This is a genomic window from Thioclava sp. SK-1, from assembly GCF_001705665.1.
Classification (GTDB): Bacteria; Pseudomonadota; Alphaproteobacteria; order Rhodobacterales; family Rhodobacteraceae; genus Thioclava.
The window spans coordinates 1-3,014 of record NZ_MDHA01000037.1; the positions used below are offsets into that span (position 1 = coordinate 1).

A 3,014-nucleotide genomic window follows, 5' to 3' on the forward strand; every position below is an offset into this window, starting at 1 on the left:
TCTGGAAATGGCGACGCTCGGCTGGGTCGATTGGTTTAATCACCGGCGCTTGCTCGGCCCTATCGGAAACATACCGCCAGCAGAGGCTGAACAGAACTTCTATGCACAGCGCGACGTGCTCGATATGGTCGCGTGAAATGAAGCTATAGGTCTCCGGCAAACCCGGGGCGATTCACAGTCACGCCTCAGGCCGGGGTAATGCAACAACGCCGCTTCAGGCGAGTCGCCACGGCCATCGAAGTCGGCATCTGATATGAGGGAAACTCTTAGTGCAGATCGAAACGCACTTAGGTCGATCAGCGACTGCAGGCGATGGCACGGCAGTACTGCTATCTACTAATATAGCCACTCGGGTCCATCGGGACAGCAATGAGGCGAGGCACGCGAAAACGTGACGTATCATTCGGGTACATGATCAAGCCTGACCCGCCGATAAAGTGGCTGGCGTAGTATGCATCCAGCGCATCAACTGGTACTGCGCTGCCATCCTCCATGCGCAGCTGAAAACGGCCGACATAGCGCAACGACCTGTCACGATACTCTCCTTCCAGCAAGTCAGGACGCTCTGGGTCGTACTGACAGGCTTTGGTCCAGCCCGGCAAATCAACCCCACCTACAGGGATCATATCCGGCGAGAGCGGCGTACCCCAGATGCGCTCTGCTTCTGCTATACTATAAGCGTCATGGGGCTCAACGTCTGTGCCGGAATATTCCTGTAAACATTTGAATGCCATATTGTCCGTCCTTTCGAGGGCAACTGCTTCATCATTCTTGAAACTCTTCCACCCGGCGACAACAGCTAGGCCAATGACCAAACCATACGTGAAAAGCCGCCTCATCTAGAGTTAAGGGCCGCTGGAAATTGGAAATCACTGTCAATTGTACCATCTGAGGACACATTGAAAGCTCTGTAGCTTTGTTGTAGGGCGCGCATCTGTCGGCCAGGCACTTCAAAGTCGGGTGCAAACCCGCGGATGAGGGCGCGTGTTGCCATGTTCCCGCCAAGCAGTTCTACTTCCAGCGTAGGCGCACTGCGCGCGGCAGAGGTCCGCACACCTGCTATAGCCGCGACCTCCATCGCGAATGTGAAACAGTGATTGCTTTCAACGCTATAAACCTCGGCACCGCCGGATGGCCCCCGGGCAACCAATGCCATTCTGTTTTCAGCGAACTCTACCATGCGATCAAAGGACCCGTTGGACAGTTTGATATAAACACCTTCGTAAAGTTGCCCTGGGCCATTGGTAGTGGTCAAGACGCGGGCCAATTGCTCAAGCGCGCCGCGCTCAGGATTTCCGACCTCGTCAAAAGTCAGCGTAACCGAAGCCACCGATGGCACATGACGGACTTCTCCAAATTGTGCCCGGTCATACCGACCATATTCCCAATACGCTGCGGCACCCGTGCGACCATTGATCATGGCAATACCTGCGTGCCCCAACCCTGAAACATAAGGGCTATTTCCAGACCAACGGGCAATGCTGATCGGCGGGGAACTATTTGAGTTGGTAAACGTCGCTTCCATCGAAGCACGTACATCGATGTCGAACGGAATACTGGCCGCTACCTGGTCCGCTGGGATTTTGATGGGCTGTTGCCAGTACACAATCGGGATTGCCACATCACACGCTACGGGACAGGGGTTTTCCGGATTATCGGCTGCGCTATCCTGTGGCACTCAAAGCTCCTTGTTTTGCGTCAGCGATCTTTTCCTCAACCAGATTAAACAACCGGTCGCGGCGCACCAGATCGGGGAAACCACGCGTGTCTTCCAATTCGCTTTGTGCCCAGACCGTCTTCATCACGGATGCGCCGTCGCGCGTACACCACCAATGGGCCAGATCATAAAGCGTCTGGCGCCCTGCAAATCCAAGGCGCTGCAACTCGATCAATACAAAAGAGACATGGGATTCGGGTGCCTCGCCTTGGGCAAGGCAATCATAGTGAAGGTCATGAAAAAAGCGGGCCTGCACGAATCTTCCCATGGCCTTGTGGGTGGATTGACTGAGTATTGGCCTGTCGACACGAGGTGGCGCGTTGGGATCCGGCTCTACAATTACGAATCGGTCCCCACAGGGCAACATAACCCGACTTATGGCGCTGGGATGCAAAAGTGCAGAAGTCAAATCGTATGGTCCCTTCAGCGCTAGAGCCGCCAGAATGTCGGCCTGCCAGAACCGAAACAGCACCCAAGCCCCGGTGTCCCATTTGGGCAACCGTGTGAACTTGCGTAGATGCGCACGAAGATCCTGCAAATTGGATTTGGAATGCAGAAACACACCAATGGCCTCGCCCCAGTTGTGCCATGGCGCCTGTCCATCTGTCAGCAGGTCTCGGGTCAGATCATCGCCAGGTTTTAAGCGCACTAAGTAAGGTGCGATTTCACCAAGGACCTCCGCAGCCTCGCCTGAATATAGGCAAGTGTATTCAAGTCCACTGCTGGCGAGGCGATCCGGCAAATTGGTCAAAACGGCACCGTCTAGCACTGCATAGGTAGATCCACTGACCGTATCGAACAGTATTTCCGTTAAATCTTCCGGTAGCTTCGTGTCGACGTCGTTTGATCGTGCCTTCAGCTCATCCGACCAGGTCACTGAACACAGGGCGTTTGGATCAGGCGTCGGCGCGAACCATTTAAGCCAATGAGATTTTGTCATCTGAATATGTTGTTCGGGATTTGCAAGAGTTTATAGCGTCATTTCAGTATAATGAGGAGTTGTTCGCAACATTTGCAACCTAAAGTTAATTGGCGGTTCTGCACAGGTAAGGTTCGAGTCGTCTAAAAACGACATGACCAAAACTCTAGTCTGCCATCATAGTTGGAAGTGAATATGATCGTCGTGCCGAGCCGCCCTACTGGACCTGCACCGTTTCTGTTCCGGTGTGTTGCTCATCTTAGGCGGCGATCTTTTCGAAGGCCACGGGTGATTTTCCGTCCAAGGCTGAATGGCGCCTGCGCGGGTTGTAGAAGCCGTTGATGTATTCGAACACCGCGACCTCAACATCCCGGCGTG

General features: G+C 54.1%; 4 protein-coding genes and 1 pseudogene. 1 reads left to right on the forward strand and 4 read right to left on the reverse strand.

Going from position 1 to position 3,014, the window contains the following annotated elements:
• Window positions 1-136: pseudogene (locus BFP70_RS08640) on the forward strand (IS3 family transposase); the annotation flags it as partial.
• A 193-nt stretch (window positions 137-329) separates the two neighbouring features.
• Here BFP70_RS08640 and BFP70_RS08645 read toward each other — a convergent pair.
• The 4 genes from BFP70_RS08645 to BFP70_RS20690 all read right to left on the reverse strand — a co-directional run.
• Window positions 330-734 carry a hypothetical protein gene (locus tag BFP70_RS08645; RefSeq protein WP_141693143.1) on the reverse strand — a complete coding sequence of 135 codons (405 nt, stop codon included), beginning with the start codon at window positions 732-734 and terminating at the stop codon, window positions 330-332.
• A 101-nt stretch (window positions 735-835) separates the two neighbouring features.
• Window positions 836-1,678: a hypothetical protein gene (locus BFP70_RS08650; protein WP_066010984.1), complete on the reverse strand. Its 843-nt coding sequence runs from the start codon at window positions 1,676-1,678 to the stop codon at window positions 836-838.
• Window positions 1,665-2,594, reverse strand: a complete 930-nt coding sequence (locus BFP70_RS08655) for a DUF4123 domain-containing protein (protein WP_176715528.1) — start codon at window positions 2,592-2,594, stop codon at window positions 1,665-1,667. The genes BFP70_RS08650 and BFP70_RS08655 overlap by 14 nt, the downstream gene beginning before the upstream one ends.
• A gap of 301 nt (window positions 2,595-2,895) precedes the next feature.
• On the reverse strand, window positions 2,896-3,014 hold a 119-nt coding region (locus BFP70_RS20690), incomplete at its 5' end, for an IS3 family transposase (RefSeq protein WP_218059655.1).

What these genes read in the sequence shown, in the direction of transcription:
- BFP70_RS08645 (WP_141693143.1), bottom strand. Translation starts at nt 734, where the DNA reads ATGGCATTCAAATGTTTACAGGAATATTCCGGCACAGACGTTGAGCCC.